Genomic DNA, 25325 nt, shown 5'->3' with positions numbered 1-25325 from the left:
ACTATGCCCCGAAGGCCGTGTGGTAGGTGACCGCGCCGCGCGGCGGACGCCCCTTGAAGACCAGGCGCTGCAGGTAGGGCGAGGATTCGCCGCCATAGGTCAGGGCCTCGTCGGCCACGAAGCCGAAGCGTTCGTAGTACTTGGGCGAGCCCAGCAGCACGCAGCCGGCGGCGCCGCGCGCTTCCAGCTGTTTCAAGCCTTCGCGGATCAGGGCCAGGCCAAGGCCCGTGCCTTGCCGGTCGGGGCTGACCGACACCGGGCCAAGGCCGTACCAGCCGCCCGACGAGACCTCTATATCGACCGGCGAGAAGGCGATGTGGCCGGCGATCTGGCCGTCGACCTCGGCCACCAGCGACAGGGACAGGGCGCCGGCCGCGCGCAGGGCGGCGACGATCAGGGCTTCGGTCTGGCTGCTGTAGGGGCGTCCGAGGAAGGCGGCCGCGGTGACCTCGCCGATGGCGGCGACGTCTTCGGGGCATTCGGGGCGGATCAGCATGGCTCAGGCTTCCAGGATGGCGAGGACGAAGTCGGCGCGGCCCGCGACCGACGTCCTTGGCAGGACGATGACCTCGTAGTCGAGAGCGGGCAGGGCGGCCTCAAGGCGCTGGTGCTCTTCCAGCGCCGCGTCGAAGCCGTGACGGCGCTCGGCGTCGGTGGTGTGGAGTTGCGGCCAGGGCGGCGCGAGAAAGACGCGGCGATGATAGCGGTGGGCGCGGTCGAGCGCCCGCAAGCTGGGCTCGCCGGTCGCCGCCTCCAGCGCGCTGGCGGCGTCCACGACACCGCGATCGAAGAACACCCAGCCGTGGAGCCCGCGCGCGGCCTCGCGATCGGCCAGGGCCATCTCGACGGCGCGGCGGGCGAAGGCGGCAGGGTCGTTCCAGGGCAGGACAGGGTCGTCCGGCCCTCGCGCCTGCCGGACGATACGGCGGCCCGGCTCCTCGACGGCCGCGTAGCCGCGTGCGGCCAACTCGGTCAGCAGGCTGGACTTGCCGCCGCCTGAACAGCCGGTGATCAGGACGAAGTTGTCGGCCATGAGCTGTCCTCCCGGCCGGTGTCTTAACCTAGCGGGTCATCCAGGGCTTGGACTTGCCGGTCGGCGCGGTGGCGTCGGCCTTGTCGACCTTGCCGCTGGAGGCCTTGGGGCCATGGCCGTGGCGACCCTGGGCGGCCTTCTTCAGGCGCAGGGCGCGCTGCATCGGGGTTTCGTTCGGCGGGGCGTCGTTGGTCTCGTTGCTCATCGGCGCGCTTTAGCACGCCTCGACGCCCCACGCCTGCCCTTAGTGTCCGCCGGACCTGTCGGGATGGGGAACCTTCGCCACGTCGGCGGCCGTCACCGGCTTGGCGTAGGCGTTGCCGAAGTGTGTGCGGACATAGGTGACCACCTGCGCGATCTGGTCGTCGTCCAGCGTGCCGGCGAAAGGCGGCATTCCGCCCTGGCCGCGCACCACCACCATAGAAACGTAAGGGGCGGCGGCCAGCTTGGGATTGCCGGCCAGGGCGGGAATGGTTCCAGCGCCGGTTCCGCCCTTGGCGTCGGCCATGTGGCAGGCCTGGCAGACAGCCTCGTAGACCTGCTGGCCGGTGATGGGCTTGGCGACGCGGACCACGCCGCCGCCGGTGTCGCCGCCGGCGGGAGCCTGGGCGACGGCGGGAATGGCGCAGGCGAGGGCGGCGATGAGCGCCGACGCCGCGACGAGAACGGGACGGGTCATGCTCAGGCCTCCAGGGCGCGCTTGTGCAGGCGGGTGATGGCGTCCAGCGACGAGAGCAGGGCGCCCTCCATCCAGCAGCCGACATAGGAGGCGTGCTCGCCGGCCAGCACGATCCGCCGGTCCATGGCCAGCAGGGTCTGGTAGTGCTCCTTGCGGGTCTCCTCGGTCCAGCGGGCGCAGCAGCCCAGCGCCCAGGGCACGCGGCTCCAGGCCACAGAAGCGCCGCTGGCGAACTCCTTGCGATAGCTCTGCGGGTGAAGCACCGAGCCCTGTTGCAGGGCGACCTCGATGCGCTGCTGCGGCGTCATGCCGGCCAGGCGATAGGCTCCCATCTCGCGGGCGAAGGCCCCCAGCAGCACGGCCGGTCCGTTCCCGAACAGGTTGTTGTTGGGATAGGAGATCAGGGCGATCTCCTGGTCGGTGAAGCTGTGGCCGCCGTAGATGGAGTCTTCCTCCTCCCAGAACCGCCGCTTCATCTCCAGGCCGATCTTCACCTGTCCCGAATAGGGCACGGCCTTGATGGCGGCGGCCAGGCCGTCGCTGATCTCGCTGTCGATCTGCCCAAGGATGGACAGTGGTATGGTGCAGACGCACCAGTCTGCCTCGGCGGTCTCGACTTTGCTGGTGGCGGTGTCGCTGAAGGTGACGGCCACGCCCTTGTCGTCCTGGGCGATCCTGGTGACCTTGGCGTTGAAGGTGGTCAGGCCCTCGACCTGCTTGGCGAAGGCCTTGCCGATCATGTCCATGCCGCCGACAGGCTGGAACATGGTGGTCTGCATCTCGTGGCCCATGAAGAAGGCCATAGAGGTCCAGACCTGGGGGTCCAGCACGTCGTGCAGGGCGTAGAGGTCGGACGGGATCGGCGCGCCGTCGATGCCGCCGCCGGGCGGCCTCTCATAGCCGCGGTGGGCCGAACTGCGCAGGCCCTTGGCGTAGCGGTAGTCGCCGTCGAGCATGCCCCAGCCCTTCAGGGCCTCCAGCAGCTTTTCCCGATCTTCCAGCGTGACGGCGTCGTCCAGCGCCCTGGTGTTGATCGACTTGGCCAGCAGCTCGGCGACATTGCCCTCGAAGTCGGCCGCGGCGGCCTTGAAGCGCACCGGCTTGCCGCCGAACGCGGTGGAGGAATGGACCCAGGTGTTGTGGTTGAACTGGATGAACGGCTCCAGCGCCACGCCGAACTGCTTGCAGTAGTGCAGCAAGGTGCGGTGATGGTGCGGGATGCGCCACGGGCCGGGGTTGAAGTAGTTGCCGGCGGCGAAGCCGACCTTCTGCGTTGCGCCGCCCAGCTCGGTATAGGTGTCGCCGCCTCTCAGGCTCCAGTTCCGGCCGCCCGCGCGGCCCTGGTATTCGAGGATCCGCACCTTGTAGCCGGCGCGGGTCAGCTCATAGGCGGCCAGCAGGCCGGCGAGGCCCGCCCCCAGCACCAGCACCGATGCGCCGGGCCTTGCGCCCGCAAGGTTCGGCGGACCGTGGAACTGGGTCTCGGCCGCGTGGCCGAGGGTGGTCATGGCCTGGTACAGCGCCGCCGTCCCGCCCACCTGGGCGATCGCGGTCAGGAGCTGTCTTCTGGTCGGTGCGCGGACTCCGTCTGGCATGTGCTCGGCCCTATCCCCTTGGCCGCCACCCGCGACCGGGGGCGTGCGGAACCGAGCTAAGCAGGGCGCCTCGCGCCCCCGCCGCCCACTTTGTTGGCGTGACGAGCGGATGGGATCGCGGATCGCCGTTCGGCGGCGTTCGGACGGTCGCGCTGCGCAGGAAACGGGCAGGCTGTTGGGCTAGGGGCGGCGCGGGCCTCAGGGAACCGAGTCGAGAGCCCACGGCGCGAACGTCTCCCGGGTCTTCAGGCGGGCGTAATAGGCCTCGACGGCCGGCAGGGCGGCGCGGTCGATGGGGGAGGCGGCCCAGCGGTGGACGGAGACGCCCAGCACCACGTCGGCCAGGGTGAAGGTCTCGCCGGCCGCGAAGGCGCCGGTGTGGTCGAGGCGGCGGTCGAGCAGGGTCATGGCCGTGTTCCACGAGCGGACGCTGGCGGCGATCTGCGCCGGGTCGTCGAAGCCGGGCACGCACCGCACCAGGCCGGCGAAGGCGTAGCGCCAGGCGGTGTTCAGCTCGGTGGCCTGCCAGTCCATCCACTGTTCGACGCTCGCCCGGGCGCGCGGCTCCGTGGGCAGCAGGCCCTCGCCGCCGACATGACGTGAGGCCAGATAGCGGCAGATGGTGTTCGACTCCCAGAGCGGCCCGTGCTCGTCGATGATCACCGGCACCAGAGCGTTGGGGTTCAGCGCCAGGAAGGCCGGGTTGCTGGTCGAGGCGTAACCCATGCCCCAGTCCTCGCGCTCATGGGCGAGATCGAGTTCGCCGCAGGTCCAGAGCACCTTGCGGACGTTCAGCGACGACGTGCGACCGAGAATTCTGAGCATGCGGGCCTCCGTGGCGCTGCGATCTCTAGCATTTCGGACACGACGGTCGGCGGAGAAAATCTGCAAGGCGCGGAGGCCTGCGACTCGTTATGTAGTCAAACTGCATAACGAAGGGATTTCATGCTGTTTCGGACCGTACTGCTCGCCGGCTCGCTTCTGGCCGGCGCCGCCCACGCCCAGGGCGACGTCTTTGCGCTGGGCGAGGTGCAGGTGACTGCGCGCAACGCCGCCGGCGAGACGGTGGGCGGCAGCACGGTGTCGGGTGAAATGCTACGCAAGTTCGACAAGGCCAGCGTCGACCAGGCGCTGGACCTGATCCCCGGCGCGGCGGCGGGCAACAGCGGCGGCTCGCGCAACGAGCGCCTGGTGTTCATCCGTGGCTTCGACCGCTTCCAGACCACCCTGTCGATCGACGGCGTGCGGGTGTTCCTGCCGGCCGACAACCGCATCGACTTCGCGCGCTTCCTCACCGCCGACCTCTCGGAGGTGCAGGTTTCCAAGGGCTACGTCTCGGTGCTGGATGGTCCGGGCGGACTGGGCGGAGCGATCAATCTCGTCACCCGCAAGCCGTCGCGGCCGTTCGAGGGCGAGATCCGCCTGGGTGCGGGCTTCGACGGCGACGGCTCGCTGAACAGCAACACCGTGTCGGGCCGCATCGGCGGCAAGACCGACCGCTTCTACGTCCAGGCCAGCGGCGCGCGCAGCGAGCGCACCCACTGGAAGCTGCCTGACGACTACAAGGCCACAGCGCTGGAGAACGGCGGCGCCCGCGATCACTCGGAAAGCGAGGACTGGCGCGTCAACCTGAAGGCCGGCTTCACGCCCAACGCCACCGACGAATACTCGATCACCTACACCCGCCAGGAGGGCGAGAAGAACGCGCCCTATCACGTCACCGACACGGCCAGCACGCGCTACTGGTCCTGGCCCTACTGGAACATCGACAGCCTGGCCCTGCTGACCCGGACGAAGATCGCCGACAACGCGGTGCTCAAGGCGCGCATCTATCGCAACACCTTCGAGAACGCGCTCTACTCGTTCGACAACGCTCGCCAGAACAGCCAGACCCTGGGGCGGGCCTTCCGCTCCTATTATGACGACGTGGCCTATGGCGGGAACCTGGAGCTGGACGTCGACGTCACCGCGTCCAACACCCTGAAGGCCGCCGCCTTCTATCGCCGCGACAAGCATGTGGAGTGGCAGCAGAGCTTCGCCCCTGCCGTGACCGAGCCGCGCCAGACGGTGATCGAGGACACCACCTCGGTCGCCCTGGAGGACACCCAGCGCTTTGGCGACAAGGTGGATCTGGTGATCGGCGTGTCGCGCGATCGGCGCGACCTGAACCAGGCCCAGGACTACAACTCGAACGCCTTCGTCTTCTATCCGCTGACCGACGACGTGGCCTGGAACGGCCAGGCGGCGCTGGCCTGGCGGCCGCTGCCCGACGTGCAACTGCACGGCAGCGTCTCGTCGCGCGCCCGCTTTCCGACCCTGTTCGAGCGCTACAGCGCCCGCATGGGCCAGGCCGTTCCCAACCCGGACGTCAAGGCCGAGCGGGCGATCAACTACGAGCTGGGTGGTTCGGTCGACTTCACGCCGCTGCTGAAGATCGAGGGGGCGGTGTTCTACAGCGACGTGCGCGACGCCCTGATCCTGATCCCGGTCGCGCTGGGCCCGCCCTATGGCACGGTCAACCAGACCAGGAACGCCGGCGACGGCGAGTATTACGGCCTGGAAGGCGCGGCGAGGTTCAAGGCCGGCGACCGCCTGACCCTGGGCGGCAACTATACCTATCTGCACCGCAAGCTGACCGACCCGACCAACGCCGCCTTCCGCCCGACCGGCACGCCCGACCACAAGCTGTTCGTCTATGCCGACTGGACGCTGAACGACCGCCTGTCGCTGACGCCCAGCGTCGAGGCGGCGTCCAGGCGCTGGACGGTGACCTCCAGCTCGCTGGTGACGCCCGTCCGCTACTACCGCACTGGCGGCTACGTGCTGGCCAATCTGACCGCCCAGGTGACGGTGACGCCGAAGATCGACGTCATCGTCGGGGCCCGCAACCTGCTGGACCAGACGTACCAACTGGTCGACGGCTTCCCCGAGGAAGGCCGCAGCTTCCGCGCCGACCTGCGGGTCAAGTTCTGAGGAGTTCCCCATGCGTCTTGCCCTGATCCTCGCCGTCGGCCTCGCCCTGGCCGCGCCCGCCGCCTTGGCCCAGGTGCAACCCGACGTGGCCTGCGCGCCGGGCGTCGAGGCCGGCCTGCCGGCGGAGCTGGCCGCCTGGGGTACGAAGGCCCCGCTGGCGGCGGCGACCTCGGTCGTCAGCCTGCCCAAGGCCGCGCTGGCGCCCGGCCAAGCCTATACGGCGACCCTGTCGCCGACTCCCGACGTCGCCTATGCCGTGCAGCCGGAAAAGCCCGGCGGCACGGTGAGCAAGGGCGGGCTGTTCTCGCTGAAGGTCGAGACGGCCGGTTCCTATGTGATCGCGCTCGGGACCGGCGCCTGGATCGACGTGCTGAAGGACGGCGCAGCCCAGCGCTCCACCGCCCACGGTCGCGGCCCGGCCTGCTCCACCGTGCGCAAGATGGTGACCTTCGATCTGACGCCCGGCGACTACCTGATCCAGATCTCGGCCAACGCCCAGGCCGAGCTGCCGATCATGGTCGCGCGCAAGCCCTGACGCGGCGGGGGGCGGGGGCGTGAAGCTGGAGGTCTACGGCAAGGCGCTGGCCCTGGCGGCCGGCCTGCTGCTAAGCGCCGCCTTCGCGCCCGCCACCGTCTCAAGCTTCCACTGGACGCTGCCGGCGGGCGTGAGCCCGCCGCCGGTTCCGGCCGACAATCCGATGTCGGACGCCAAGGTCGCGCTGGGCCGCAAGCTGTTCTACGACGCCGACCTCTCCATCGACGGCACGATGTCTTGCGCCACCTGCCACGAGCAGCGGCGCGGCTTCACCGACAGCAACCGCACCCGTCCGGGCGTGCACGGCGATCCTGGCCGTCGCAACATCCAGACCCTGGCCAATGTCGGCTACTTCCGCGCCCTGACCTGGGGCGATCCGGGCATGAAGACGCTAGAGACCCAGGCCCTGATCCCGATCGCCGGGACCAAGCCGGTCGAGATGGGGTTTGCTGGCCAGGAGGCGGTGCTGACCGCGCGCCTGGCGGGCCAGACCTGCTATCGCAGGATGTTCGGTGAGGCGTTTCCCGAGGCGGGGGGCGAGGTCAGCATGGTGACGGTCGCCAAGGCCCTGGCCGCCTTCCAGCGCACGCTCGTTTCGTTCGATAGTCCTTATGATCGGCGTCGGCGGGGCGAGGCTGTCGCTGTGTCGGCCGGAGCCGAGCGCGGCGAGCGGCTGTTCAAGGCCGGTTGCGCGAGCTGCCACGCCGGCCCGCTGTTCACCGACGCCGACAAGGCCCGCTTCCACCGCATCGACGCGCCGTTCACCGGCGACCAGGGCCTCGCCGACGTCACCGGCGATGCGGCCGATGCGGGGCGCTTCCGTACGCCGTCGTTGCGCAACGCAGCGCTGAGCGCGCCCTACCTGCACGACGGCTCGGCGCCGACTCTGGAGACGGCGATCCGCCGGCATCGCGCGGCGATGCGGCTGGGGGATCGCCAAGTGGCGGAGCTCGTCGCGTTTCTGGGTACGCTGACCGACGAGGCCTTCGTCACCGATTCGCGGTTTTCCCTGCCCAAGCCTGGGTGCGGGCCCTAGTCTTCCGAAGCGTACCCCGCCGACGCGGCGATGGCGGCATCGGCCTGTTCCATCGCCGCCCGTATCGCCGCCTCCTGCGGCGCCAAGGCGGCTCGGACAGCTTGGTCGACCTGTTCCGTCGCCGCCTGTATCGCCGCCTCCTGCGCCGCCAGGGCGGCTTGGCGCGCCCGTTCCATCGCCGTCGCCTCGGAAGGTTCGCTCGGCGGTGCAGGTGGGGCGGCGGCGAAGATATTCCGGGTCGCCTCGCCAGCGCTGGCGGTGTCGACCGAGAGCAGCGTCGAGACGCCCTGCGTCGTCGAGGCCTGCATCGTCACGTTGGACTGCTGCTGGCTTTCAGTCGCGTTGTGGGCGGCGTTCGACAGGGCCTGGGAGGTCGCTTGGAACAGGTTGCCCATGGCGATGGCGGGCGCGTCGCCCAGCACCTTGGTGTTCACCTGGCTGACGGAGTCGGTGATCTGGTCGTTGACGTTGGTCGGGAAGGCCATGGTCGTCTCCGTGCTGGATCCGGCGGCCTCCAAATGAAAACCGCGGCTCATCCACTATGAATGGCCGCGGCTTTCGGAATAGGAAATTTCGCACAACGGGAGGGGCGCGCGGCCCCGAACGTCAATCCTCGTCCATCTTGAGGGCGGCGATGAAGGCTTCCTGCGGAATCTCGACCTTGCCGAACTGGCGCATCCGCTTCTTGCCTTCCTTCTGCTTGTCCAGAAGTTTGCGCTTACGCGAGGCGTCGCCGCCGTAGCACTTCGCCGTGACGTCCTTTCGCAAAGCTCTCACAGTTTCGCGGGCGATGATCCGGCCGCCGATGGCCGCCTGGATCGGGATGACGAACATGTGCTGCGGGATGAGCTCCTTCATCTTCTCGCACATGCCGCGGCCGCGGCTTTCGGCGCGGCTGCGGTGGACCAGCATAGACAGGGCGTCGACCGGCTCGCTGTTGACCAAGATCGACATCTTCACCAGGTCGCCGGCGCGGTAGTCCTCGAGCTGGTAGTCGAAGCTGGCATAGCCCTTCGAGATCGACTTCAGGCGGTCGTAGAAGTCGAACACCACCTCGTTCAGCGGCAGGTCATAGATCACCATGGCGCGGTTGCCGACATAGGACAGTTCGCGCTGCATGCCGCGACGGTCCTGGCAGAGCTTGATGACGCCGCCCAGATATTCGTCCGGGGTGAAGATCGTCGCCTTGATCCAGGGCTCGGCGATCTCCTCGATCTGCATGACGTCCGGCAGGTCGGCCGGATTGTGCAGCTCGATCTCCTCGCCGTTGCGCATCTTGATCTTGTAGACCACCGACGGGGCGGTTGCGATCAGGTCGAGGTCGAATTCCCGGCTCAGGCGCTCCTGGATGATTTCCAGGTGCAGCAGGCCAAGGAACCCGCAGCGGAAGCCGAAGCCAAGCGCGGCCGAGCTTTCCATTTCGAAAGTGAAGCTGGCGTCGTTCAGGCGCAGCTTGCCGACGGCGGCGCGCAGGTCCTCGAAGTCGGCGGCGTCGACCGGGAACAGGCCGCAGAACACCACCGGCACGACTTCCTTGAAGCCCTTCAGCGGCTCGGCCGTCTGCTTCTTCTCATCGGTGATGGTGTCGCCGACGGCCGCGTCGGCCACTTCCTTGATCGAGGCGGTGAAGAAGCCGACTTCGCCCGGACCCAGTTCGGCCACGTCGGTGGCCTTGGGCGTGAACACCCCGACCTTGTCGATGCGGTGGGTGGCGCCGGTCTGCATCATGCGAACCTGCTGGCCGGCCTTCAGCGTGCCGTCGAAGATGCGCACCAGCACGACCACGCCCAGATAGGCGTCGTACCAGGCGTCGACCAGCAGGGCCTTCAGCGGCGCGCTGCGGTCGCCCTTGGGGGCGGGCAGGCGGGTGACGATGGCTTCCAGCACGTCGGGGATGCCGATGCCGGTCTTGGCCGAGCATTCGACGGCGTCCGACGCGTCCAGGCCGATGACGTCCTCGATCTGGGCCTTCACCCGATCGACGTCGGCGGCCGGCAGGTCGACCTTGTTGAGGACCGGAACGATCTCGTGGTTGTTGTCGATGGCCTGGTAGACGTTGGCCAGGGTCTGGGCTTCCACGCCCTGCGAGGCGTCCACGACCAGGATCGAGCCTTCGCAGGCGGCCAGCGAGCGCGACACCTCATAGGCGAAGTCGACGTGCCCGGGGGTGTCCATCAGGTTCAGAACATAGGTCTCACCGTCGGCGGCCTTGTAGTTCAGGCGCACGGTCTGCGCCTTGATGGTGATGCCCCGCTCCTTCTCGATGTCCATGTTGTCGAGGACCTGGGCGCTCATCTCGCGCGCGGTCAGGCCGCCCGTGGTCTGGATCAGGCGGTCGGACAGGGTCGACTTGCCGTGGTCGATGTGGGCCACGATCGAGAAATTGCGGATTTTATCCAGGGGCGTAGAGCTCATGCGCGTGCGTCTATCACATTTGAACCGCTTCGCGAGGGGGCGTGACGGGTTTGCGTCATCGACCCCGTTCACGACGGGCCTCAAATCGTCTAATCCGACGCGATGATCCAGCGTCGACGACCCGTCCCCTTCGAACTCGGCCCCGTGCACTTCATCGGCATCGGCGGCATCGGCATGTCCGGCATCGCCGAGATCATGATCCGCATCGGCTACACCGTGCAGGGCAGCGATGCGAAGGCCAGCGCCAACACCGAACGGCTCGAGAAGCTGGGCGCGCGCATCTTCGTGGGCCACGACGCGGCCAATGTCGAAGGCGCCTCGGCCATCGTCTATTCGACGGCGGTGAAGGCCGATAACCCCGAGATGATCGCCGGCCGTGACAAGCGCCTGCCGCTGGTGCGCCGCGCCGAGATGCTGGCCGAGCTGATGCGCCTGCAGTTTTCGGTCGCCGTGGGCGGCACCCACGGCAAGACCACCACCACCTCGATGGTCGCGGCCCTGCTGGACGCCGGCGGCCTGGACCCCACGGTGGTCAACGGCGGCATCATCAACGCCTACGGCACCAACGCCAAGGTCGGCGAAGGCGACTGGATCGTCGTCGAGGCCGACGAAAGCGACGGCTCGTTCCTGAAGCTGAAGTCGACGGTGGCCATCGTCACCAACATCGACGCCGAGCACCTGGACCACTGGGGCGACTTCGACGCGGTGAAGAAGGGCTTCCAGGACTTCATCGAGAACATTCCGTTCTACGGCTTCGCCGCCGTCTGCACCGACCATCCCGAGGTGCAGGCCCTGACCTCTCGCATCGAGAACCGCCGCCTGGTGACCTACGGCACCAATCCGCAGGCCGAGGTGCGCGTGCAGAACGTCGAGATGGGCCCCGAGGGCGCCAGCTTCGACATCGCCATCTCGCCGCTGGAAGGCGAGATCATCCGCTACGAAGGCCTGAAGATGCCGATGGCGGGCCACCACAACGTGCTCAACGCCACCGCCGCCGTGGCCGTGGCCCGCGAGCTGGGCGTCGACGCCGAGGCCATCCGCGCCGGCCTGGCGGCTTTCGGCGGCGTCAAGCGCCGCTTCACCACCACGGGCGTGGCCAATGGCGTCCGCGTGGTCGACGACTACGGCCACCACCCGGTGGAGATTGCCGCGGTGCTCAAGGCCGCTCGCGCCGTCAGCCAGGGCAAGGTGATCGCCGTGGTGCAGCCGCACCGCTACACCCGCCTGCGCGACCTGATGACCGAGTTCTCCAGCTGCTTCAACGACGCCGACACCGTGGTCGTCGCCGACGTCTACACGGCCGGCGAGCAGCCGATCGAGGGCGTCGACCGGGATCACTTGGTGGAGGGCCTCAAGAAGTTCGGCCACCGCCGCGCCCTGCCGCTGGAAAGCCCGGCGGCCCTGCCGGCGCTGATCGCGGCCGAGGCGACCAGCGGCGATCTCGTGGTGCTGCTGGGCGCAGGGGACATCACCTCGTGGGCCTACGCCTTGCCGGGACAGCTGGAAGCGCTGGCGAAGTAGCACCGATGACCTGGAAGACCAATCTCCCCGCCGTGCGCGGCAAGCTGCTGATCGACGAGGCGCTGGCCCCGTTCACCTGGTTCCGCGTCGGCGGGCCGGCCGACGTGGTGTTCCTGCCGGCCGACGAGCAGGATCTTTCCGACTTCCTGAAGGCCCTGGACCCGGCCGTGCCGGTGATGGCCATTGGGGTCGGCTCCAACCTGCTGGTCCGCGACGGCGGCGTCGAGGGGGTGATCATCCGCCTGGGCAAGGGTTTCAACACCGTCGAAGCCCTGGGCGGCAATCGCATCAAGGCCGGCAGCGCCGTGCCCGACGCCATCCTGGCGCGCAAGGCGGCCGAGGCCGGCATCGCGGGCCTTGAGTTCTACGCCGGCATTCCCGGCACGATCGGCGGCGCGGTGATCATGAACGCCGGCTGCTACGGCTCCGAGACCGTCAATGTCGTGAAGTCCGTGCGCGTCATGGACCGCGCGGGCGTGGTGCGCGAACTGGCCGTCGAGGACCTGCACTACACCTACCGCCACAGCGCCCTGCAGGACGGCGAGATGGTGATCGTGCTCGACGCGACCTACGAGGGGACTGCCGACGAGCCGGCCGCGATCAAGGCCCGCATGTCCGAGATCACATCGCGTCGGGAGACCACCCAGCCGATCCGCGAGAAGACTGGCGGCTCGACCTTCAAGAACCCGCCGGGCCATTCGTCGTGGAAGCTGGTCGACGAGGCCGGCTGGCGCGGCAAGCTGTTCGGCGGGGCAATGTTCTCGCCGCTGCACAGCAACTTCCTGATCAATACGGGCGAAGCCACGGCGGCCGACCTCGAAGGCCTGGGCGACACAGTTCGCGCCGATGTTCTGGCCAAGACCGGCGTCCAGCTGGACTGGGAAATCAAGCGGATCGGGCGCACGGCCTAAATCCTCCCCCTCTGGGGGAGGTGGCCCATAGGGCCGGAGGGGGGAAGTTTTCAGCTTTCGCTGATGCGGCCGGTTTCGCCGAAACTTCCCTCTCCGTCGGCTTCGCCGACACCTCTCCCTTCAGGGAGAGGGTCTGGGCCTACACATCCTTCTTCGACAGATACTCCTGCACGTCGATCTCCTTCTCCCACCGCGCCACGGCCGTGGCGATCGACAGGTCGCAGGTCACGTTCGGCACGGTGCGGATCATGTCGAGGATGCGGTCGAAGGGCAGTATGAAGCCGACGATGATCGCCGTCTGGGTCGGGCCGATGCCGATGGTGGCCAGAACCGCGGCCAGAACGAACAGCGAGCCTGACGGCACCGGCGCCACGCCCATGGCCACGATGGTGGTCGTCACCGCCACCAGCACGTAGTCGGCGAGCGTCAGCGGCACACCGAAGGCCTGGGCGGCGAACAGGGTCAGCATGGCCACGTACATCGCCGTGCCGTCCATGCCGATCGTGGCTCCCAGGGGCAGGACGGTCGATGAGATCGAGGGCTTCACGCCGAGGTTCTCTTCCGCCACCCGGATCGCCACCGGGAGGGTGGCTGAGCTGGACGAGGTGGAGAAGCCGACCAGGATCGCGTCCATGCAGCCCCGGTAGAACGGCAGCAGCGGCAGCCAGGCCCCAAGGCGCACCACGGCGGCGTGGGTGACGAAGGTCTGGATGGCTGCGCCGATGATCACGCACACGCCCAGCTTGGCCACATGCAGGAAGGTCTCGGGGCCGTTCGTGCCCATGACCACGGCGATCAGGGCGAACACCCCGAACGGCGCGGCCTCCATCACGAAGCCGACGATGCGCAGCATCACCTCGCTGGCGCTGGCCAGCAGGCGCGCGACCGGCTCGCCGTCCTTGCCCGCCACGATCACCCCGGCCCCGACCAGCACCGCGAAGAAGATGATCGCCAGGGTCTCGCCTTCGGCCAACGCCTTGATCGGATTGAGCGGCACGATGCCGATGAAGAGCTCGGCCGGCGACTTGGGCGTTGCCACGGCCTGGGGCGCTGCATTGTGCAGGTCGGCGCCGACGCCGGGGCCAAGCACGGTGGCGATGGCCAGGCCGATGCAGACCGCCACCAGCGTGGTCAGCACGTACATGCCGATGGTCTTGACGCCGATGCCGCCCAGCCGCCTGGCGTCGCCCAGTTGGGCCACGCCCGAGGCGATGATCACGAACACCAGCGGGGCCACCATCATGCGGATCAGCCGCACGAAGATGTCGCCCATCCATTTGAGGCTGGTCGCGCCTTCGCCCCACAAGTAGCCGACCACGGCCCCGAGCACGAGCGCGGCCAGGATGCGTTTCCACAGCGAGATGCCGAACCAGACCTGCAGCGGGTTCTTGCGAGGCGGGGGCGGCGCGTCGGCGAGGGCGTCGGTCATGCCGCTCAGAGCACGGCGTTATGCAAGGTCGGTCAAGCCCTCAGAGCCACAGCCCCTCGGCGTCGACGCCATCGCCCCAGAATCCGGCCGCCGGCGGGCTGATGCGGCCCGACTCCACCCGCAGGCCGCCGGGGTGGTCGGCCTTCAGCCACCAGGGGCCGTCTAGGTCGGCGAAGGCGCATTCGGCGGCCAGGTGCAGGGCCGGGGCGATGGCGAGGGACGAGGCGACCATGCAGCCGGTCATCAGGGTGAAACCCAGGTCCTTGGCCGCGCGCAGCATTTCCAGGGCCTCGGTCAGGCCGCCCGACTTGTCGAGCTTGAGGTTCACCGCCTGGTAGCGCGCGCGCAGGGCCGGCAGGTCGGCGGCGGTGTGCACCGACTCGTCGGCGCAGATCGGGAAGGGCGGCGTATAGCCCTCCAGCGCGGCGTCCTCGCCGGCCGGCAGGGGCTGTTCGACCAGGGCGATGTTCAGGCGCGACAGCTGGTCTTCCAGGCCGCGCAGGATGTCGAAGGTCCAGCCCTCGTTGGGATCGACGATCAGAGCGGCGTCGGGGGCGGCTTCGGCAACCGCGGTCAGGCGGGCGGCGGGGTCTTCCGAGGAGAGCTTGATCTTGATCAGCGGCGCGTCGGCGACCTTGCGGGCGGCATCGGCCATGGCGTCGGGCGTATCGAGGCTGACGGTGACAGCGGTGACCAGCGAGGGCGGAACGGCCAGGCCCGTGGCGGCGGCAACGCTGACGCCGGAGGTCTTGGCCCGCAGGTCCCAGATGGCGCAGTCCAGGGCGTTGCGCGCGGCCCCGGCCGGCAGCAGAGCCAGAGCCTCTGAAAGCTCGCCGCCCCTGGCGATTAGGCGGGCGGCGGGGGCCAGCTGGGCCTCGACGCCCGCGACCGTTTCGCCGTAGCGGGCGTAGGGCACGCTTTCGCCGCGACCGATGTGGCCGCCGTCGGCGATCTCGACCACCACCACGTCGGCGGCGGTCTTGACCCCGCGCGAGATGCGGAATGGGGCTGCGAGCGGATAGCTGACGGGGCGGACGGCGATGAGGCGGCTCATGCCCCAGGCTTGGCGCCGTTCGAGGTATTTGGCGAGGGGATCAGCGCTTGCCCAGGCGCGGGATCGGCGAGTCCGCGCGGCGCTCGGCCATGACCCGCAGCGCCAGGCGCGGGCGGATCACGAACAGGCCGGCCCAGACCAGCAGCACGCCGGCGTAGCTGATCGAACCCCAGACCCCGGTCGGGCGGCCCGGACGGGCCCGACGGACGGCGGCGCTGCGGACGGGCGCGTCGAAGAACTGGGTCATGGCGATGTCGGTCATGGCTTCCTCCGTGGACGCTTGCGACCCTGCGCCTTGGGTGCGTCATAACCGGACGTATAGCCGAAAGCCTCGCGCATCCTTATGTCAGGGGCGCAACACGCCTTTGGAGTTCCCATGTCGAAGCCTGTCACCATCAACATCCCGCACGAACTCGGCGCGGCCGAGGCCAAGCGACGGATCGAGAACGGCTTCGAGCAACTGGGCGCGCAGATCCCCGGTGGCCTCGCCAACGTCACCAAGGCCTGGCGCGACGACGTGCTGGACTTCTCGGCCCTGGTCATGGGCCAGACCATCACCGGCAAACTGAACGTCGCCGCCAACGTGGTGATCGTCGAGGTCGTGCTGCCAGGCCTGTTGGGCATGATCGCCGGCAAGATCACCGGCCAGGTCAAGAAGCAGGGCACGCTGCTGCTCGAAAAGAAGTAGGCGAGGAGCCTCTAGAGCCGCCGCGGATCGTGGTCGTGGCGGCCCAGGCTCTCGAACTTGCCTTCCTCGGCCTTGTTGACGAACTGCGAGGCCACCAGCCACGCCTTCACCGGCCGGAGGGTGGCCAGGCACCCGAGGATCAAGGCCGGGAACACGGTGACGAAGTGCACCCAGATCGGCGGGCGGTAGACCACCTCGACCCAGGCGAAGACGAAGGTCACCAGGATGCCGACGCCGCTCATCACGAAGAAGGCCGGGCCGTCGGCCGGCTCGGCGAAGCCGTAGTCGAGGCCGCACTGGTCACACGCGGGGGCCAGCGCCAGGAAGCCCTTGAACAGCTTGCCCTGGCCGCAGCGCGGGCAGCGCTGGCGAAAGCCGCTGACCACGGGCGAGGGCGGATCGAAAAACTCGTGTCCGGGCGTCATGACCCCTACCTACAATCCCAAAACTGATCCATACATTCATCGACAAATGTATGGATCAATGATGGGCGACGCAAGAGACGGTGTTCTTCCGGCGGGCGCTGGGTGGCTGCGGCGGGTGGCCGCGGGCGAAGGTCCGATCTATCGCCGGGTGTTCGAGGCCCTGCGCGCGGCGATCGCCGACGGCGAGCTGTCGGCCGGCGAACAGCTGCCGCCGCAGCGGACGGTGGCGGCTTTGCTGGGCGTGGACTTCACCACCGTGACCCGCGCCTACGCCCTGGCCCGCGAGCAGGGGCTGGTGGAGGGCGCGACCGGGCGCGGCACCTTCGTGCGCCGGCGGGCGGGCGAGGAAGAGGCCGGGCTGATCGACCTGTCCATGAACCTGCCGCCGCCGCCGGAGGGACTGTCTTTGGCCGCCCTGCTGCGCGAGGCGACGGCCGGGGTGCTGGCCCGCACCGATCCGGCGACGCTGATGGCCTATCATGCCGGCCCCGGATCCCTGGCGCAGCGGGCGGCGGGAGCGGCCTGGCTGGCGCCGGGGCTGGGCGCGGTGAATCCCGAGCGCGTGGCGGTCTGCGCCGGCGCCCAGGCGGCGCTGTCGGCGATCCTGGCGATCGAGACCCAGCCTGGCGACGCCGTGATCGTCGAGGCCCTGACCTATCCCGGCCTGCTGGCGGCCCTGGCGGCACGCGGCCTCCGCGCGCTGCCCTGTCCGATGGACGGGGAAGGGATCGTCCCCGAAGCCCTGGCGGAGCGTCTGGCGGCCAGCCGCGCGCGGCTGGTGGTGGTCACGCCCACCTGGCAGAATCCGACCACGGCGACCATGGGCCCGGCGCGCCGGGCGGCGGTGGTCGAGGCCTGCGCGGCGGCGGGCGCCCGCATCGTCGAGGACGACGCCTATGGCCGGCTGCCCGACCCTGCGCCCGCTGCACTGGCCCGCCTCGCGCCCGAGCGGACCTGGCACGTGGCGACCCTGGCCAAGGCCCTGACGCCTGGCCTGCGCATCGCCTATGTCGCCGCGCCCGACGCCGGAGCGGCCCAGAGCCTGGCCGCCGCAGGCCATGCCCTGTGCCAGATGCCCGCGCCGCTGATGGCGGCCGTGGCTGCGGCGTGGATCCGCGATGGAACGGCCCAGGCCATCCTGGCCGGGGTCCGGGGCGAGGCGGCCGCCCGTCGGGCGCTGGCCGCCGAACTGCTGCCCCGTGCGCTGGGACCGGAGGGCTGCCTGCATGTCTGGCTGGAGTGCGCCGCCGGCGGTTCGGCCGAGGGCCTGTCGCTTGCGCCGGCGTCCCTGTTCGCCGCGCCGGGCGTGTCGGCGCAGGGCGCGAGGTTGTCGCTGGGGGCGCCGGGCAAGCGGGCCGTGCTGGCCTCGGCCCTGCGGCGGGTGGCGGCCTCGCTGGCCTGAGATCAAGAAAAAGGGGCGGACCCGAAAGCCCGCCCCTCGATCTCTAGTCCCGGCTGACCAGCACCGGTTCGTCCTGCTGCGTTCCGTGGCCCGGATGGTGGTGGGAGTGGCCGAAGACCTTTCCCAGCATTCTGGTCGACCAGTTCTTGATCTGGTCCATGAACACGAACACCACCGGGATGTAGAGCAGCGACAGGAAGGTCGAGGTGATCAGGCCGCCGATGACGGTGATCGCCATCGGGGCCCGGAACTCGACGTCGGCGCCGAAGCCGACGGCCACCGGCACCATGCCCGCGCCCATGGCCACGGTGGTCATCAGGATCGGGCGGGCCCGCTTGTGAGCAGCGTCGAGCAGGGCCTCGCGCCGGGTCATCTTGCCGTCCTTCATCGCCATGATCGCGTACTCGACCAGCAGGATCGAGTTCTTGGCGGCGATGCCCATCAGCATCAGGATGCCGATCAGGCTCGACATCGAGAAGCTGCTGTTGACCAGCTTCAGCAGGGCGAAAGCGCCGCCGATGGCGAGCGGCAGGGCGGCCATGATGGTCACCGGATGGGCGAAGCTGCGGAACAGCAGCACCAGCACGACGTACATCAGCAGCAGGCCGGTGAAGAGCGCCATGGCGAAGCCGGCGGCCATCTCAGCCATGAACTCGGCGTCGCCGGCGGCCACTTCCTTGACGCCGTTGGGCAGGCTCTTGACCGAGTCCAGGGCGTGGACGCGCTTGCCCGCCTCGCCGACCACGATGCCGTCGAGTTCGGCGGTGATCTCGGCCACGCGCGAGCGGTCCTGGCGGCTGATCTGCGAGGGGCCGGCGCCGAAGCGGATGTCGGCCACCGCGTTCAGCGGCACGGAGGCGCCGGTGGCCGACGGCACCTTCAGGGTCTCCAGCACCGACAGGTCCTCGAGAGCGTTCTGCGTCAGGCGCAGGCGGATAGGCACCTGGCGGTCGCCCAGATTGTACTTGGGCAGGGACTGGTCGATGTCGCCGATGGTCGCCACCCGCACGGCCTGCGAGATCGCGCCGGCCGAGACGCCCATGCGTGCGGCCTGGTCGGGACGCGGGGTGACGATGATCTCCGGACGGGCGATCGAGGCGGTGTTGACCACGTTGGCCAGGCCCGGGACCGTCCGCATCTGCGCCTCGACCTTGCGGGCGGCGGCTTCGAGTTCTGGGCCGTCGTCGCCGACTAGGCGCAGGGTGTAACTGCCGCCGTCGCCGGGGCCGCCGCCGCTGTTGTTGCCCGCGCCGATGCGCGCGCCGGGGATGGCCTTGAACTGGTCGACCATCAGGCGGCTGAACTGCTGCTGGTTCATCCGCTCGCCCTTCGGCACGAGGTCGGCGGTGATCCGCGCCTTGTTGACCCCGTCGTTGCCGACCGAGGCGTAGACGCTCTTGACCTCCGGACGGGCCTTCAGTTCGCGGGTGACGCGCTCGGCGATGGCGTCGGTCTCGTCCAGCGTGGCGCCGGGCGGCAGCTCGATCGAGAACGGCGCGCGGCCGCGGTCTGCCGCCGGCTGGAACTCGAACGGCAGGCTCTTGGCCAGCAGCACCGAGCCGACCAGGATCGGGATCGCCATCAGGGCGACCTTCCACCTGTTGTTCAGCGCCCAGCCCAAGCTCTTCAGATAGCCGTCCATCCAGAACGGGTCGGTGTCGGGCTTGTGGTGGGGCTTGAGCATGTAGGCGCCCATCAGCGGCGTCAGCATGCGGGCGACCAGCAGCGAGAACAGCACCGAGACGCAGGCGGCCAGGGCGAAGGCCTTGAAGAACTGGCCGATGATCCCGGGCATGAAGCCGGTCGGCGCGAACACCGCCACGATGGTGAAGGTGGTGGCCACCACGGCCAGGCCGATCTCGTCGGCGGCCTCCATCGCCGCATTGTAGGGCGACTTGCCGCCGCGCATGTGGCGGACGATGTTCTCGATCTCGACGATGGCGTCGTCGACCAGGATGCCCACGGTCAGCGACAGGGCCAGCAGGGTGACGCCGTTCAGCGACTGGCCCAGCGGCGCCATGATCGCGAAGGTCGGCAGCAGCGACAGCGGGATGGCCACGGCCGCCAGGAAGGTGGCCCGCCAGTCGCGCAGGAACAACAGCACCACCAGCACGGCCAGCACGGCGCCCAGGATCAGCGCTTCCATCGAGGCCCAGTAGCTCTCCTCGATGTACTTCACGTTGGAGGTGATCTCCTGGATCGTCAGCTCGGGGTGCTCCTTGTCGAGCTTCTCGATCGCCTGGCGAACCTTCTCGGCGACCTTGACCTCGCTGGCCCCGCGCGAGCGGACCATGTTGAAGGTGACGACTTCCTGGTTGTCGAAGCGGGCGCGGTTGCGCGGCTCGGCCCAGCGGTCGGTGACCTCGCCCAGGTCGCCCAGGCGCACGGCGCCGCCGGAAGGCAGCGGAATGCGGGTCTCGCGCAACTGCTCCACCGAGCCGGCCGCGCCCAGGGTGCGGATGGCGCGCTCGGAGCCCGAGACCGTCACCCGGCCGCCGGGCAGGTCGGCGTTGGTGCTGGCCAGGGCCTGGCTGACGGAGGCGGCGGTGACGCCGCGCGAGGACAGGCGGTCGGGATCCAGGGCCACCTGGATCTCGCGGCTGACGCCGCCCAGGCGGTTGACCTCCCCGATGCCGCGGATCGCCAGCAGGGTGCGGGCCACGTCGTTGTCGACGAACCAGCTGCGCTGCTCGGGTGTCAGGCCGGGCGCCTGGACGACATAGGTGATCAGCGGGTCGCCCGAGATGTCGATGCGGGTGACGTTGGGGATCTGCATGTCCTGCGGCAGGGCGGACTGCAGGTTCGACATGGCGTTGCGCACGTCGTTGGTGACGCGCTCGTGGTCGACGCCCAGCTCGAACTCGATGAAGGTCGAGGAGAAGCCGTCGCCCACGGTCGAGGTGATGTGGCGCACCTGGCCAAGGCCCGCGATCGAGTCCTCGATCAGGCGGGTGACCTGGGTCTCCAGCTCGCTGGGGGCCGCGCCCGGACGCGAGGCCGACACCACCACCAGGGGCAGGTCGACGTCGGGGTTGTTGTTGATCCGCATGCTGTTGAAGCCGACGATGCCGGCCAGGGTCAGCATGACGAACAGCATGAGGACGGGGATCGGGTTCTTGATCGCCCAGCGCGAGATGTTGTTGGTGTCCATGGCCAGGGCCTAGCGCTTGGCGGAGGACAGGGTGGGAGCGGGCTTGTGCACCGTCACCCGGACCGCGTCGCCGTCGCCCAGGAAGCCGGCGCCGTCCACGACCACTTCTTCGCCGGCCGAGACGCCGGAGACGGCGGTGATGTCGCCGGTGCGGGCGACGATGCCGATCTTGCGGAACTGGGCCTTCCTATTGCGGTCGACCATGAACACGCCCGGCTGGTTCTGGCGGTAGAGGATCGCGGCGCTCGGCACCACGGGCGAGGCCTGGTCGCCGGCCTTGATCTGGGCGCGGGCGAACATCCCCGGGCGGAAGGCGCCCATCGAGGTCAGGGCGATGCGGGCCACGCCCAGGCGGGTCTGCGGATCGACCTCCGAGGTTACGATACGGACCGCGCCGTCGGCCTGGCCGACCTGTTCGGAGGTGACGCTGGCGGGCATGCCGGCCTTGACCACGCCGAGGTCGGTCTCTGGCAGTTCGGCGTCCAGTTCCATGCGGCCGTCGCGGACGATGCGGAAGAGTTCGCTGCCGGCGCTGACGATCTGGCCCTTGGTGACGCTGCGGCGGACGATCAGGCCCGAGACCGGCGCGCGGATCGAGGCCTGGGCCACGCGGGCGGCGGTCTCGCCCCGGGCGGCCTCGGCGGCGGCCACCTGGGCGGCGGCGGTGGCCTGGCGGGCGGTGGCGGTGTCGAGCGAGGCCTGCGACAGGAACCCCTTGGCCAGCAGTTCGCGCGAGCGCTTCAGCGAGGCCTCGGCCTCGGCGAGGGTGGCGCGGGCGCTGGTCACCGAGGCCTCCTGCTGGCGCAGCTGGGCGCGCAGCAGGGTGTCGTTCAGCGCGACCAGCACCTGGCCCTGGCGGACGAACTGGCCTTCCTCGGCGTTGACGGCCGTGGCGGTCAGGCCGCCGGTCTCGGCGCCGACCGGCACCTCTTCCCAGGCCGAGATGGTGCCCGAGGCGTTGATCACGCGCGGCAGCGGCAGCACGGCGACCGGGGCGACGCTGACGGTCTGGGCGGCGACGGGCTTCTTGTCCTTGGCCTGCGCATTCTTGTCCTTGCCGCAAGCGGAAAGACCGGCGGCCGAGACCGTCAGAACCAGGGCCAGCGCCGTTGTGCGCCCGAAGGACCCCTTGAACCCGTAACCCACGACATCGCCCCTTTTTCGTCAGATTCCCAGCTGCGACTTCTAGACGAGAAACGGGGTTCGACGAGTTAAATCGGGGTAAGGCGCGCAGAGGCGGGTCAGGCCTCCTTGCGGACGCCTTGCGTGTCGCTGGCCGAGGCCGCGCGGATCAGCTCCAGCACGTCGACGATGATCGCCTGCATGGCGCTCTGGGCGGCTACGGCGTCGCGGGCGATGATCGCGTTGGCCACGTCCTCGTGCGACGGGATCGAGGCGGTGCGGCCCTTGATGCGGTTGGTGAAGCGGATCGAGATCCGCAGGGCGGTGTTCACCAGCTCGTGCAGCTCGCTGTAGAACGGGTTCTTTGTCGCGCTGAGGATGGCGATGTGGAAGGCGATGTCGGCTGCCAGCGGATCGTCCTCGCCCTCACCGGCGGCCTTCATGCGGGCCAGGCCCTTGCGGATGCCGTTGAGGCCGTCCTCGTCGGCGTTGCGGGCGGCCAGGGCCGCGGCCACCGGCTCGATGCCCAGGCGCATCTCGGTGAAGTCCGATAGCAGCTTCAGCGAGAACTTGCGTTCCAGCAGCCAGCGCAGGACGTCGGGATCGAGCAGATTCCAGTTGGCTTCCGGCTCGACCACCGTGCCGTGGCGGGGGCGGGCGCTGAGCAGGCCCTTGGCGGTGAGCATCTTCACCGCTTCGCGCGTGACCGTGCGGCTGGCGCCGAACTTCTTGGACAGCTCGCCCTCTGTGGGGAAGCCAACTTCGGCGTACTCGCCCGTGACGATGGACTGACCAAGCGATTCCACGAGGCCGTAAGTCAAACTCAGTCCGGGCTGGGTGCGCATCGCCAAGTCTTCTTTTCTATACGTCGGACGCGGAGGGAATCACCCCTGTGTAACGTGGTTCGGGCATGCCCGGAACGGTCACGTCATAAGCGAATACATCGCCTGCGTGTGGTTGTCTGACCAATTCGTCGTCGGAGAGCTCGTCGCGCGCCGAAGTGACGTAAAGCGTGCGCAGGTCGTCGCCGCCGAACGCCACGCAGGTGGGCTGGCTGGCCGGAACGCGCAGGGTTTCCAGCACCGCGCCGTCGGGGGCGTGGCGAACCACGGTCCCGGCCGCCCAGCGGGCGCTCCACAGGCAGCCTTCGGAATCCACCGTGGCGCCGTCGGGATAGCCCTCGGTCACTTCGGCGAAGACCCGGCGGTTGCTCAGGGTCCCGTCCTCGTCCAGGTCGAAGGCGAAGATGGTCTGCAGCGGGCTGTCGGAGAAATAGGCGGTCTTGCCGTCGGGGCTGAACGCCAGGCCGTTGGCGATCTGCACGCCGCCGAAGTGGGGCGCGAAGCCGCCGGCGTGGTCCAGGCGCCAGACGCTGGCTTCCGCGCGATGGCGGATGGCTTCGTCCTCGACCATGGTGCCCGCCCAGAAGCGCCCGGCGCGGTCGACACGGCCGTCGTTGAAGCGGCGGCCGTTGGCCTCTGCTTCCACGCGGTGCAGCCACTCGACCTGGCCCGAGGCCAGGTCGAACAGGCCAAGGCCGGTCTCGAAGGCGGCGATCACGCGGCGGCTCTCATCGGGCAGCAGGGCGATCGAGCCGATGCGCTCGGGGGCGGCGAAGGTCTCGACCACGCCGCTGGCGGGGTCGAAGGCGCGCAGGCGGCGGCTCTGGATGTCGGTCCACAGCAGGCGGCCGGCGTCCCACACCGGCCCCTCGCCGAGCACGTCGCCGGCCGCGATGATCGCGGCCGGCGTTTGGTTTGCGATCACCACCACGTGGCGTACAGCGCGATCAGGATCAGGATCACGCCCAGGCCGGCGATGTTGAAGGTGGTCTTGGTCTGGTAGCTGACTCCTTCGAGGCTGACGACGTTCACTTCCTTCTTCTGCGGGAAGACCAGCGAGACGATCACCGCCGCGACGAGCGCCAGGACGAAGACCAGGCCCACGCGGTTCATGAACGGCATGTCCGGCAGGGCGAACTTGAGGGCCAGCGACAGGATCACCGAACCGGCCGTGGCGACCAGGGCGCTGGCGGTGGTGGCGCGCTTCCAGAACAGGCCCAGCATGAAGATCACCACGATGCCCGGGGTGAAGAAGCCGGTGTATTCCTGGATCAGCTGGAACACCTGATCGGCGGCGCCCAGCAGCGGCTTGGCGGTCAGGATGCCGACGATCACGGCCAGGACGGCGGTGATGCGGCCGACCAGCACCAGGTGCTGCTCGCTCGAACCCGGCTTGGCCTTGGCGTAGAGATCGAGGGTGAAGATGGTGGCGATCGAGTTGATCTTGGCCGCCAGCGACGCGACGATCGCGGCCACGAGGGCGGCGAACACCAAGCCCAGCAGGCCGGGCGGCAGCAGCTTCATCATCTCCGGATAGGCCTGGTCGGGCTTGGCGAGGTTCGGCGCCAGGATCAGGGCGGCCAGGCCCGGGATCACCACGATGACCGGCATCAGCAGCTTCAGGTAGGCCGCGAAGGCGATGCCCTTCTGGGCTTCCGGCAGGTCCTTGGCGCCGAGGGCGCGCTGGATGATGTACTGGTTGAAGCCCCAGTAGCTGACGTTCATGACCCACAGGCCGCCGAACAGGACGGACAGGCCGGGCAGCTCCTTGTAGTGCGGGCTGGCCTTGTCGAGGATCATGTGGAAGTGCTCGGGGAACTTCGTGGTCAGCTGGTTGAAGCCGGCGACCACGCCGCCGCCGTCGCCGATCTTGTTCAGCGACAGGAAGACGATGATCAGGCCGCCGAGCACCAGCAGGGTGACCTGCACGATGTCGGTCAGGGCCACGGCCTTGAGGCCGCCCCACAGCTGATAGGCCAGGGCGAAGACGCCGATGGCGACCAGGGCCCACATCTGGTCCATGCCCGTCACGGTGTGGACGGCGATCGAGCCGAGCCACAGGATCGAGGTCAGGTTCACGAAGACGTAGAGCGCGAGCCAGAACAGCGCCATCAGCGTGCGAACGCTCGAACCGTACCGCTGCTCAAGGAACTGCGGCATGGTGACGATGCCGTTCTTGAGGAAGATCGGCAGGAAGAACTTGCCGACGATCAGCAGGGTCAGGGCCGCCATCCACTCGTAGGAGGCGATGGCCAGGCCGATCGCATAACCCGAACCCGACATGCCGATGATCTGCTCGGCCGAGATGTTGGCGGCGATCAGCGAGGCGCCGATCGCCCACCAGGGCAGGGCCTTCGACGCGAGGAAGTAGTCGGTCGAGTTCTTCTTGTGTCCGCCCTTGTCGCGGGAAACCCACTGCGCCAGGGCGAAGATCGCCACGGCATAGATCGCTAGGATCGCGAGGTCGATGGTTGCTAGTGTCACGTGGGCTTCCCCCCTTTAGGGCTGCTCTTC

General features: G+C 69.0%; 24 protein-coding genes. 7 read left to right on the top strand and 17 right to left on the bottom strand.

All coding sequences use genetic code 11. From position 1 onward, the window contains the following. Position 1: 1 nt before the first annotated feature. The 6 genes from DDF67_RS14250 to DDF67_RS14225 form a co-directional block, all read right to left on the bottom strand. Positions 2-496 carry a GNAT family N-acetyltransferase gene (locus DDF67_RS14250; protein WP_109101520.1) on the bottom strand — a complete coding sequence of 165 codons (495 nt, stop codon included), beginning with the start codon at positions 494-496 and terminating at the stop codon, positions 2-4. Positions 497-499: 3 nt separating this feature from the next. Continuing rightward, positions 500-1033, bottom strand: a complete 534-nt coding sequence (locus DDF67_RS14245) for an AAA family ATPase (protein WP_109101519.1) — start codon at positions 1031-1033, stop codon at positions 500-502. Between the two features lie 28 nt (positions 1034-1061). Next, the gene (locus DDF67_RS14240) at positions 1062-1238 is read right to left on the bottom strand and encodes a hypothetical protein (RefSeq protein WP_109101518.1); all 177 of its coding nucleotides are present in this window, start codon (positions 1236-1238) and stop codon (positions 1062-1064) included. A 39-nt stretch (positions 1239-1277) separates the two neighbouring features. Beyond that, positions 1278-1712 (bottom strand): c-type cytochrome, encoded by a 435-nt coding sequence (locus DDF67_RS14235; RefSeq protein ID WP_109101517.1) that lies wholly within the window; start codon positions 1710-1712, stop codon positions 1278-1280. 2 nt (positions 1713-1714) lie between these two features. Then, positions 1715-3307, bottom strand: a complete 1593-nt coding sequence (locus DDF67_RS14230) for a flavin monoamine oxidase family protein (RefSeq protein WP_109101516.1) — start codon at positions 3305-3307, stop codon at positions 1715-1717. Between the two features lie 198 nt (positions 3308-3505). Beyond that, positions 3506-4132 carry a glutathione S-transferase family protein gene (locus DDF67_RS14225; protein WP_109101515.1) on the bottom strand — a complete coding sequence of 209 codons (627 nt, stop codon included), beginning with the start codon at positions 4130-4132 and terminating at the stop codon, positions 3506-3508. Positions 4133-4252: 120 nt separating this feature from the next. Between DDF67_RS14225 and DDF67_RS14220 the strand changes: the two genes are divergently transcribed. The 3 genes from DDF67_RS14220 to DDF67_RS14210 are packed head-to-tail and all read left to right on the top strand — an operon-like array spanning position 4253 to position 7851. Further along, positions 4253-6280 (top strand): TonB-dependent receptor plug domain-containing protein, encoded by a 2028-nt coding sequence (locus DDF67_RS14220; protein WP_109101514.1) that lies wholly within the window; start codon positions 4253-4255, stop codon positions 6278-6280. A 10-nt stretch (positions 6281-6290) separates the two neighbouring features. Beyond that, a complete protein-coding gene (locus DDF67_RS14215) occupies positions 6291-6815 on the top strand; it encodes a homogentisate 1,2-dioxygenase (protein WP_109101513.1) in 525 nt (174 codons plus the stop codon). Positions 6816-6834: 19 nt separating this feature from the next. After that, positions 6835-7851: a cytochrome-c peroxidase gene (locus DDF67_RS14210; RefSeq protein ID WP_199229238.1), complete on the top strand. Its 1017-nt coding sequence runs from the start codon at positions 6835-6837 to the stop codon at positions 7849-7851. Here the strand turns inward: DDF67_RS14210 and DDF67_RS25750 are convergent. Then, on the bottom strand, positions 7848-8336 hold the full coding sequence (locus tag DDF67_RS25750) for a RebB family R body protein (RefSeq protein ID WP_199229237.1): 489 nt from the start codon (positions 8334-8336) through the stop codon (positions 7848-7850). The two genes, DDF67_RS14210 and DDF67_RS25750, sit on opposite strands and share 4 nt — an antisense overlap. Positions 8337-8457: 121 nt before the next feature. Beyond that, positions 8458-10266 (bottom strand): translation elongation factor 4, encoded by a 1809-nt coding sequence (gene lepA / locus DDF67_RS14200; RefSeq protein ID WP_109101512.1) that lies wholly within the window; start codon positions 10264-10266, stop codon positions 8458-8460. 102 nt (positions 10267-10368) lie between these two features. Between lepA and murC the strand changes: the two genes are divergently transcribed. Continuing rightward, positions 10369-11787: a UDP-N-acetylmuramate--L-alanine ligase gene (gene murC / locus DDF67_RS14195; RefSeq protein WP_109101511.1), complete on the top strand. Its 1419-nt coding sequence runs from the start codon at positions 10369-10371 to the stop codon at positions 11785-11787. Positions 11788-11792: 5 nt separating this feature from the next. Then, positions 11793-12698: a UDP-N-acetylmuramate dehydrogenase gene (gene murB, locus DDF67_RS14190; RefSeq protein WP_109101510.1), complete on the top strand. Its 906-nt coding sequence runs from the start codon at positions 11793-11795 to the stop codon at positions 12696-12698. Between the two features lie 139 nt (positions 12699-12837). Here murB and DDF67_RS14185 read toward each other — a convergent pair whose 3' ends face one another. Genes DDF67_RS14185 through didA form a run of 3 tightly spaced genes read right to left on the bottom strand, consistent with a single transcriptional unit; the run spans position 12838 to position 15443 of the window. Next, positions 12838-14127 carry a dicarboxylate/amino acid:cation symporter gene (locus DDF67_RS14185; RefSeq protein ID WP_109101509.1) on the bottom strand — a complete coding sequence of 430 codons (1290 nt, stop codon included), beginning with the start codon at positions 14125-14127 and terminating at the stop codon, positions 12838-12840. A 40-nt stretch (positions 14128-14167) separates the two neighbouring features. Then, positions 14168-15181, bottom strand: coding sequence for an N-acetyl-D-Glu racemase DgcA (gene dgcA, locus DDF67_RS14180; RefSeq protein ID WP_109101508.1), 1014 nt, complete (start codon positions 15179-15181; stop codon positions 14168-14170). A 40-nt stretch (positions 15182-15221) separates the two neighbouring features. After that, the gene (gene didA, locus DDF67_RS14175) at positions 15222-15443 is read right to left on the bottom strand and encodes a DNA damage-induced SOS-independent cell division inhibitor A (protein WP_109101507.1); all 222 of its coding nucleotides are present in this window, start codon (positions 15441-15443) and stop codon (positions 15222-15224) included. 114 nt (positions 15444-15557) lie between these two features. Between didA and DDF67_RS14170 the strand changes: the two genes are divergently transcribed. Continuing rightward, positions 15558-15869 (top strand): polyhydroxyalkanoic acid system family protein, encoded by a 312-nt coding sequence (locus DDF67_RS14170; RefSeq protein ID WP_109101506.1) that lies wholly within the window; start codon positions 15558-15560, stop codon positions 15867-15869. Positions 15870-15880: 11 nt separating this feature from the next. Here the strand turns inward: DDF67_RS14170 and DDF67_RS14165 are convergent, their stop codons facing one another. After that, on the bottom strand, positions 15881-16294 hold the full coding sequence (locus DDF67_RS14165; protein WP_109101505.1) for a DUF983 domain-containing protein: 414 nt from the start codon (positions 16292-16294) through the stop codon (positions 15881-15883). Positions 16295-16355: 61 nt separating this feature from the next. Here DDF67_RS14165 and DDF67_RS14160 point away from each other — a divergent pair, with 61 nt between their 5' ends. Continuing rightward, the gene (locus DDF67_RS14160) at positions 16356-17696 is read left to right on the top strand and encodes an aminotransferase-like domain-containing protein (protein WP_109101597.1); all 1341 of its coding nucleotides are present in this window, start codon (positions 16356-16358) and stop codon (positions 17694-17696) included. A 43-nt stretch (positions 17697-17739) separates the two neighbouring features. Here the strand turns inward: DDF67_RS14160 and DDF67_RS14155 are convergent, their stop codons facing one another. The 5 genes from DDF67_RS14155 to DDF67_RS14135 all read right to left on the bottom strand — a co-directional run bounded on the left by DDF67_RS14155 (position 17740) and on the right by DDF67_RS14135 (position 25295). Further along, complete coding sequence (locus DDF67_RS14155) at positions 17740-20847, bottom strand: efflux RND transporter permease subunit (protein ID WP_109101504.1); 3108 nt, start codon at positions 20845-20847, stop codon at positions 17740-17742. Positions 20848-20856: 9 nt separating this feature from the next. Next, positions 20857-21993 carry an efflux RND transporter periplasmic adaptor subunit gene (locus tag DDF67_RS14150; protein WP_109101503.1) on the bottom strand — a complete coding sequence of 379 codons (1137 nt, stop codon included), beginning with the start codon at positions 21991-21993 and terminating at the stop codon, positions 20857-20859. Between the two features lie 95 nt (positions 21994-22088). Continuing rightward, a complete protein-coding gene (locus DDF67_RS14145) occupies positions 22089-22814 on the bottom strand; it encodes a FadR/GntR family transcriptional regulator (protein ID WP_109101502.1) in 726 nt (241 codons plus the stop codon). A gap of 16 nt (positions 22815-22830) precedes the next feature. After that, the gene (locus DDF67_RS14140) at positions 22831-23736 is read right to left on the bottom strand and encodes an SMP-30/gluconolactonase/LRE family protein (RefSeq protein WP_158278055.1); all 906 of its coding nucleotides are present in this window, start codon (positions 23734-23736) and stop codon (positions 22831-22833) included. After that, positions 23733-25295 (bottom strand): sodium/sugar symporter, encoded by a 1563-nt coding sequence (locus tag DDF67_RS14135; RefSeq protein WP_109101500.1) that lies wholly within the window; start codon positions 25293-25295, stop codon positions 23733-23735. The genes DDF67_RS14140 and DDF67_RS14135 overlap by 4 nt, the downstream gene beginning before the upstream one ends. Positions 25296-25325: the final 30 nt, after the last annotated feature.

It is taken from the genome of Caulobacter endophyticus (genome assembly GCF_003116815.1).
Classification (GTDB): domain Bacteria; phylum Pseudomonadota; class Alphaproteobacteria; order Caulobacterales; family Caulobacteraceae; genus Caulobacter; species Caulobacter endophyticus.
This window is presented reverse-complemented; position numbering and strand designations above follow the sequence as displayed.

Coding starts and splice junctions, on each gene's coding strand:
- DDF67_RS14250 (WP_109101520.1), bottom strand. CDS start 496: ATGCTGATCCGCCCCGAATGCCCCGAAGACGTCGCCGCCATCGGCGAG.
- DDF67_RS14245 (WP_109101519.1), bottom strand. CDS start 1,033: ATGGCCGACAACTTCGTCCTGATCACCGGCTGTTCAGGCGGCGGCAAG.
- DDF67_RS14240 (WP_109101518.1), bottom strand. CDS start 1,238: ATGAGCAACGAGACCAACGACGCCCCGCCGAACGAAACCCCGATGCAG.
- DDF67_RS14235 (WP_109101517.1), bottom strand. CDS start 1,712: ATGACCCGTCCCGTTCTCGTCGCGGCGTCGGCGCTCATCGCCGCCCTC.
- DDF67_RS14230 (WP_109101516.1), bottom strand. CDS start 3,307: ATGCCAGACGGAGTCCGCGCACCGACCAGAAGACAGCTCCTGACCGCG.
- DDF67_RS14225 (WP_109101515.1), bottom strand. CDS start 4,132: ATGCTCAGAATTCTCGGTCGCACGTCGTCGCTGAACGTCCGCAAGGTG.
- DDF67_RS14220 (WP_109101514.1), top strand. CDS start 4,253: ATGCTGTTTCGGACCGTACTGCTCGCCGGCTCGCTTCTGGCCGGCGCC.
- DDF67_RS14215 (WP_109101513.1), top strand. CDS start 6,291: ATGCGTCTTGCCCTGATCCTCGCCGTCGGCCTCGCCCTGGCCGCGCCC.
- DDF67_RS25750 (WP_199229237.1), bottom strand. CDS start 8,336: ATGGCCTTCCCGACCAACGTCAACGACCAGATCACCGACTCCGTCAGC.
- lepA (WP_109101512.1), bottom strand. CDS start 10,266: ATGAGCTCTACGCCCCTGGATAAAATCCGCAATTTCTCGATCGTGGCC.
- murC (WP_109101511.1), top strand. CDS start 10,369: ATGATCCAGCGTCGACGACCCGTCCCCTTCGAACTCGGCCCCGTGCAC.
- murB (WP_109101510.1), top strand. CDS start 11,793: ATGACCTGGAAGACCAATCTCCCCGCCGTGCGCGGCAAGCTGCTGATC.
- DDF67_RS14185 (WP_109101509.1), bottom strand. CDS start 14,127: ATGACCGACGCCCTCGCCGACGCGCCGCCCCCGCCTCGCAAGAACCCG.
- dgcA (WP_109101508.1), bottom strand. CDS start 15,181: ATGAGCCGCCTCATCGCCGTCCGCCCCGTCAGCTATCCGCTCGCAGCC.
- didA (WP_109101507.1), bottom strand. CDS start 15,443: ATGACCGACATCGCCATGACCCAGTTCTTCGACGCGCCCGTCCGCAGC.
- DDF67_RS14170 (WP_109101506.1), top strand. CDS start 15,558: ATGTCGAAGCCTGTCACCATCAACATCCCGCACGAACTCGGCGCGGCC.
- DDF67_RS14165 (WP_109101505.1), bottom strand. CDS start 16,294: ATGACGCCCGGACACGAGTTTTTCGATCCGCCCTCGCCCGTGGTCAGC.
- DDF67_RS14160 (WP_109101597.1), top strand. CDS start 16,356: ATGGGCGACGCAAGAGACGGTGTTCTTCCGGCGGGCGCTGGGTGGCTG.
- DDF67_RS14155 (WP_109101504.1), bottom strand. CDS start 20,847: ATGGACACCAACAACATCTCGCGCTGGGCGATCAAGAACCCGATCCCC.
- DDF67_RS14145 (WP_109101502.1), bottom strand. CDS start 22,814: ATGCGCACCCAGCCCGGACTGAGTTTGACTTACGGCCTCGTGGAATCG.